This window comes from Flavobacterium sasangense DSM 21067, from assembly GCF_000686885.1.
In the GTDB taxonomy this organism is placed as follows: Bacteria; Bacteroidota; Bacteroidia; order Flavobacteriales; family Flavobacteriaceae; genus Flavobacterium; species Flavobacterium sasangense.
In genome coordinates this window covers 1-6,322 of record NZ_JMLU01000048.1, presented here as the reverse complement: position 1 = coordinate 6,322, position 6,322 = coordinate 1, and the positions used below count along the sequence as shown (strand labels likewise).

Genomic DNA, 6,322 nt, shown 5'->3' with positions numbered 1-6,322 from the left:
AACCCGACAGCAATCCTTTGTAAACGAAGTGTTTAAGTTTTTTGTGGGTGTTTATTTTGTCCTTATTTCTTTTATTTAAGTAATCATCTTTAGCAAAGAAATCTGCAATAGAAGCTTTGTAAATATCTGTTGGTTTAATAACCCAATTATTAACTTCACGAGTAATTGTAGATCTGTTTCTATTGAGTTGTTTAGCAATATAGCTTTTAGACTTGTTTTCTTTGAGTAAAGTCTCAATAACAATCCGTTCATTTAAGGTTAATCGCCTGCGTAATTTTTCCATAATTCAACAAAGATAAAATTTATCATTTGTTGCATTAAGTTATTGAATTCTCCCGGGTCGTTTTAGCCTGACCGCTAACGTTTCGCGGCTTGAAGCAGTTGGGGTTAAGGAAGCCTTTACTTTCGGTTTAAGACTAAACTTTGCAAATACAAAACCAACTTCAAATTATGCCCTAAACCCCCAATTGCTTCAAACCGCTGTTATATGATGCCCTTTTTTTCTGTTCCATTTGGCGGTTGTTATTATTCTGTTTGCGGAAGCTATATTTCTAATTGCGGAAGTCATATATCTTTCTGCGGATTGAATAATTCTAAATGCGGTTGAAATAATTCTAAACGCAAAGAAGATAAATTTTATTGCGGTAGCAATAAGTTTGTTTGCGGAGCAAACAATCCTTTCTGCGTTTAGTATATTTCTTTTTGCGGTTTGCATATTCTTAAAAGTGGGTTAGACTTTTCTGTTTTTGGTTATGTTATTTTTTTGCTTTCTTAAATTCTATTCCTTTTACTTGTGCAAATTCTGGACTTGATGCTCCGTAAAGTGATTTAATGTATTTCTTTACTTCGGTTGCTATTTCAACTAATCCTGTGCTGTCTGCATATAATGTGTTGTTTCTTGCAATTCTTGAATTGCTTATGTTTGTGTATGCTGTTGCTACTTCATTATTTTTAGCAGTTAAATTGGCTTGCAATGCTGTAAGCGTTGCAGTTGCTAAAGCGGTTTCGTTTGGTGCATAACTTGGCTCTGAAATTAAAACAGATGTTAGACCTGCCAAATGTTGTATTTGTTGGTCATACGATTGCTGACTTGTAGAAATGGTTGCTGGTGCTGGTGTGTTTGGGTCGATAGGCGTTGTAGCTGTTGATGCTCGTTTGCCTTGTAACTTGCGATTAAAACCTTTTGCATCTTTTATAACTTGTGCTGTTGCATCGGTAGTTTCTAATGCGTTTACTAATCGAGTTGATAACGCTTTTAAACCGCTGAAAGCGTTAACTCTTTCGTTTACTTTATTATTGTATGCTGTATTTTTGGTAATTACATCTGCTAAACTTGTTTGCGATGCTGTTGCTAATGCGGTAAGTTGTGGTAACTTTAAAGCATTTTTTGTTGGGTTGTAGGTTGCTCCGTAGCCTGTTACGAATGAAATTAAATCTTGTAAGTTTGCTACGTTTTTAGCGTGTCCTGTTTCTGATACTGATGCCATATTTTAAGTTTTTTAATTGGTTATAGATTTCAAAAATAAGTAATTTATTTTAAAAAAAATAGTTTGCTATTTTAGGTTGATAGCCATTCCTATACCTATTTGTTTGCCATTATAAAAAGGTGCTATTATTGTAGATGAAACATTTTTATTAGATTTAAAAATATGTTTGTTAATGTAAGGAAACATCCAATAAGCAACTTTTGTGCTTAAAATTCCTATTCCTGCTCCTGCAACTACATCTGTTAGCCAATGTTTGTCGTTATAAATTCTAAATGCTCCTGTGCCTGCTGCAACTAAATATCCTGTTATACCATACCAAATTGAAACATCTTTGTATTCTTGCCACAAAAATTCTGCGCTTGCAAATGCTGTTGCGGTATGACCTGACGGAAAGGAATTGAAAGCCGAACCGTCTGGTCTTTCCACTTTAGTAATTGATTTTAAACTTAATACTGAAGCGGACATAATTAAATAAGATGTGCCTAAAATTATTGTTCGTTCTTTAAAATTATGTTTACCTTTTATTCCTACCACGTTTAAACCGTAAACTGTAATTGCTGGTGCATATTGTGAAAAATCATCAATTGTAATTTTTTGGTCTATATTTTCATTTACTTCTTCTTTTATGCCTGAATTGATAAATTTTAAGCCATCACTTTCAATGCCAATTACACCATAACCAATTAAAACTGTTGGAATGATTAATTTTTTTAATTTGAATACTTGACTGTTATTTTTTTAAGAGTATCAATTTTAGTTTGTTGCCCATAGATTGCGTTTGCTAAAAATATAAATATAAAAACTATTTTTCTCATAAGTTTGTTTTTAAAGTAGGTTACTGCATTATTATTTCTAATCCGTTTTTAATTATTGAAACATCAATTTTGTTGGTTTTTATATTGTAATATTCTCCATCAATTTGTATGTCTGTGTTTATTTTGTTTGGAATTTTAATACTCATTTTTTGGATTAATGAATGCTGTGCATTTTTGAACTTCTCGACTTTATTTGATAGTACATACATTCCTAAAATGAGCTTGTTTATAAAGTTTAACTTTGAAACAACTACTAAATCTAACCAACCATCTTGTAAACTTGCTTTAGGTGTTAAGCTCATTCCATATCCCATTTCGTTAGAATTTGAAATGAACAATAGAAAAGAATTTGTATTTATAATTTGATTGTTAAAAGCAAGTACAGTTTGAATGGGTTTAAATTGAAAACTTGATGTTACTGATGCTTTTATGTAAGCAATTAAAGTTCTTTTTTTATAGGTTTCGTACTTTTTAATAATATGAGCATCGATACCGATACCCATATTACTAAAAAAATAGTGTTCATTTACTTGTCCCACATCAATTGTTTGACTATTTCCGTTTCGGATAATTTCTGTTGCTTTTTTTATCTCTTTTGGAATATTTAGATTTGAAGCTAAACCATTGCCTGAACCAACTGGAATAATACCTAACTTGATTTTTGTATTTATCAAACACGATGCTACCTCGTTTATAGTTCCGTCGCCACCACAAGCTACAATACAGTTTGGATTGTTTTCTATTGCTTTTTTAGTGAGCGTAATTGCGTGTTTTTTATGGTTAGAATAATCAACTTCAATTTTAAACTTTTCCTTTGAAAAATATTTTTCTAATTCTGTTTTGCCAATATTATGATTACCATTTCCCGAAATAGGATTTACTATAAAATGAATGTAAACCATTATTTCAATAATTTATTTGTGAATAAATAGTCGGCAGTTTGATACCAAGAAATTGTTTCATTAAGAAATGATTTATCCATTGGCAAAGGTTTTAAACTATTATCTGTTTTGTTCCAATAGTAAAAAGATTGCCTTTTTTGGTCAGACAAAATCATTACTTTTTCTTTTTTCATCAATACTAATTTTCTGTAGGTTCCAACAAAAGCACGTTCTTCAAAGTTTTGATTAAATACATTTTTGCCAAAGAAATTGCTTTCGTAACTCCAATTCATCATTGAAAAAAATGTTGGAAAAACATCTATTTGAGAACATTGTTTTGATACTTTTTGGTTCATTTCTTGTGGAAAATTGACAATAAAAGCAGGAATGTGATAATTGGCTACATCAATTTCATCTTTACCTGCACTACTTGCACAATGGTCGGCAATAATTATGAAAACCGTGTTTTTAAACCAAGGTTTATTCTTTGCTTTTTGAAACATTTTTTTTATAGCGTAATCAGTATATTTTACTGCTCCTTCACGTCCACTACCTGATGGAATATCAATTGCATTGTCAGGGTAAGTAAAAGGTCGATGGTTAGAAGTTGTCATAACAAAATTGAAAAAAGGTTTGTTATTTTTGTGATGTTCATCGGCAACATTTAGCATTTTAGAATAAATATCTTCATCGCAAATTCCCCAAGCGTTTTCAAAAGTTACTTCGTTGTCGTTGATATTATTTCGAGTTGTTTTAATTTTATCACTCAAGACACTTCCGCGTCCACGATCATAAATTGTAAAACCATTTCCACCAAAGTAAGCGTTCATATTATCAAAATATCCATCGCCACCATAAAAAAAGTTTGAATTATATCCTTTGGATTTAAAAACATTTGATACAGTAAATAAGTTTTGATTTTCTGGACGTTTCACAATACTTTGTCCTGGTGTTGGCGGAATACAAAGTGTCATTGCTTCCATACCACGAACGGTTCTTGTTCCTGTGGCATATAAATTATCGAAGAATACACTTTTTTGAGCTAAACTATCTAAAAACGGTGTTATGTTTTGCTGGTTGCCAAACTCTTTCATAAAACTGGCACTTAGGCTTTCTACTAATATAAAAACTACATTTTTTTTACTTGGTGTAGCATTTGTAGTATCAGAAATTGTCCTGTGAATAGATAATTTATTAGATTGAAATTTACTGTTATTGTCCGTTAATTTATTTCTAATGATATTGAAAGCTTCTTTGTCGTTTACAGATGTGTAAAACTCATTATAAACCATTTGATTGTTTCTGAAAGCAGAAAAAAACGAATAAATTCCTGATTTTGAGATTTCGGCATTATACCGATTAGAAGACCATTCGGCGTGATTGTTTGTTATAAATGTTGTAAAAAACAAACAAGAAACTAAACCAATTACTAATACAATACTTTTTTCTTTTAAAGTTGCTGTTTGTGAGAATGTGTTTTTGAAGGCATTTCTTTTATAAAACAGAAATAATACTAAAAAAACAATAACCGAAACTCCAATTATTAATACTGGTATTGGATATGATTCTTGAATATTTTTAACAACTTCGTGTGTGTAAATTAGATAATCTACAGCAATGAAGTTAAATCGGGTTTTGAATTCGTCCCAAAAAGTGATTTCGGCAAAAAAGGTAAATACTAATATAAAGGTTACTAATGTGGTAAAAAACCAAATGAATATTTTATCAACCCAAGAGCCAATAAATTTATTTGGAAAAATGAAGTAATATATAATGGCAGGAAATACAATAAAACTTATTGTACCAATATCGAAAAACAATCCTGTTAGAAGTGTACCAAGTGCAGTAAATATATTAAAGGAAACTTCATCGTATTGCCATACGAAAAATATAATTCGTACTATTTGAGAGATAGCAAGAAACCATATAACGAAAGTTAACAGCAAGGAATACCTTGTTGAAAAGTTGATTTTTTTGAACATAATTGATAAATTAAATTAATTTAGAAAAGATTAGTTAAGCAAAAAAAGCACTGCACACGAAGTGTGTTGTGCTTAAATTATTAGTGCTAACTAATTTTGTCTTTTGTTATTAAATTACCATTGTTGTCAAAAAAGATGTCTTTGCCTTTTATTTCGGCTTCATATATTATATTACCTTTTGCAGTAATAATTTTTGCTGTTTCTTTTACTTTTTGATTTTTATAATTTTTTATAATATAATTTACAGCTTTTTTTGGAAGCTCATTAAAATTAATTTCGACTTCTGTTTCTAAAATTTCCCCTTCATTATTAAATACTACGGAATTTGCAATTTTATTTAACTTAAAACTTGCTTCAAAGTTATTATCTTCTTTATCCCATTTTACTTTTTTAGCATTTGGGTAAGCAGAATTGAAAGCAGTTATTACTGCTTTTGGTGTTTTGCTTTGTGCAAAACTTGATGTATAGCTACATATAATAGCCAATACAACGAAAAAATATTTTTTCATTTTATTGATTTGTTATAATTTAAAAATGTTTTAATTTTCCTTTGTAAAAAAAGGAACTACAGTAATAAATTAAACAAATATTGGTGGGCGAAAAATGGAAAGAGTGTGGTTGAAAGTATAAATAGCTTTTTTGTAATTTGAAATTACAATACTATTTTCAATTGTTACTTTAATACTCTTGAATTCAAAAGTGTTAACTTCTTGAAAGAAAAGTGTGGCAGTAAAATTACTAAATGTGAAGTCTATATTTTTGTGTGGCTTTTGTTCATCTCCGTTGTCGTGTTTGTCGAACAAGCCATCAATATTTATTAAGTGGTCAGTAATAAAATCGAGTGGTGTCATATCGTGATGTTCGTATTCTTTACAATTATTATACATTTTAGGAATGTCTTGTAAAGTTGAAAAGTCTCCCATTGGTAAAAATATAGTTCCCAATGAGTAATAAAAAAAGATAAATATTTTTAATGTACTTTTCATTATTCAAAGAAACGAAAAATTTTGATTTTTATTGTATGTTTTTTTCAGCGGTTTGTGTAGCTCAAGGGTATCATATAACGTTTCGCGGCTTCATGAAGTGGCGATGAACCAAGACCAAGCCTTCACAAATATAAACAAAACTTTAAATTAATAACCTTTCCGATTTCAAAT

7 protein-coding genes are annotated in these 6,322 nt (G+C 30.0%); all 7 read right to left on the bottom strand.

Annotated elements, in window-relative coordinates; genetic code table 11:
* Window positions 1-283 (bottom strand): helix-turn-helix domain-containing protein (locus BP92_RS16420; protein ID WP_035693525.1); only part of this gene is annotated, 283 nt, incomplete at its 3' end.
* Between the two features lie 472 nt (window positions 284-755).
* On the bottom strand, window positions 756-1,487 hold the full coding sequence (locus BP92_RS0113420) for a hypothetical protein (protein WP_026726506.1): 732 nt from the start codon (window positions 1,485-1,487) through the stop codon (window positions 756-758).
* 66 nt (window positions 1,488-1,553) lie between these two features.
* Window positions 1,554-1,952, bottom strand: a complete 399-nt coding sequence (locus BP92_RS17395) for a phosphatase PAP2 family protein (protein WP_245598386.1) — start codon at window positions 1,950-1,952, stop codon at window positions 1,554-1,556.
* Window positions 1,953-2,322: 370 nt separating this feature from the next.
* The gene (locus tag BP92_RS0113410) at window positions 2,323-3,204 is read right to left on the bottom strand and encodes a diacylglycerol/lipid kinase family protein (protein ID WP_026726505.1); all 882 of its coding nucleotides are present in this window, start codon (window positions 3,202-3,204) and stop codon (window positions 2,323-2,325) included.
* Window positions 3,204-5,165 (bottom strand): LTA synthase family protein, encoded by a 1,962-nt coding sequence (locus tag BP92_RS0113405; RefSeq protein ID WP_026726504.1) that lies wholly within the window; start codon window positions 5,163-5,165, stop codon window positions 3,204-3,206. Before BP92_RS0113405 ends, BP92_RS0113410 begins: the two co-directional genes overlap by 1 nt.
* Window positions 5,166-5,251: 86 nt before the next feature.
* Complete coding sequence (locus tag BP92_RS0113400; RefSeq protein WP_035693521.1) at window positions 5,252-5,674, bottom strand: PepSY-like domain-containing protein; 423 nt, start codon at window positions 5,672-5,674, stop codon at window positions 5,252-5,254.
* Between the two features lie 69 nt (window positions 5,675-5,743).
* On the bottom strand, window positions 5,744-6,151 hold the full coding sequence (locus BP92_RS0113395; protein ID WP_026726502.1) for a hypothetical protein: 408 nt from the start codon (window positions 6,149-6,151) through the stop codon (window positions 5,744-5,746).
* Between the last annotated feature and the right edge of the window lie 171 nt (window positions 6,152-6,322).

What these genes read in the sequence shown, in the direction of transcription:
- BP92_RS0113420 (WP_026726506.1), bottom strand. Translation starts at nt 1,487, where the DNA reads ATGGCATCAGTATCAGAAACAGGACACGCTAAAAACGTAGCAAACTTA.
- BP92_RS17395 (WP_245598386.1), bottom strand. Translation starts at nt 1,952, where the DNA reads ATGTCCGCTTCAGTATTAAGTTTAAAATCAATTACTAAAGTGGAAAGA.
- BP92_RS0113410 (WP_026726505.1), bottom strand. Translation starts at nt 3,204, where the DNA reads ATGGTTTACATTCATTTTATAGTAAATCCTATTTCGGGAAATGGTAAT.
- BP92_RS0113405 (WP_026726504.1), bottom strand. Translation starts at nt 5,165, where the DNA reads ATGTTCAAAAAAATCAACTTTTCAACAAGGTATTCCTTGCTGTTAACT.
- BP92_RS0113400 (WP_035693521.1), bottom strand. Translation starts at nt 5,674, where the DNA reads ATGAAAAAATATTTTTTCGTTGTATTGGCTATTATATGTAGCTATACA.
- BP92_RS0113395 (WP_026726502.1), bottom strand. Translation starts at nt 6,151, where the DNA reads ATGAAAAGTACATTAAAAATATTTATCTTTTTTTATTACTCATTGGGA.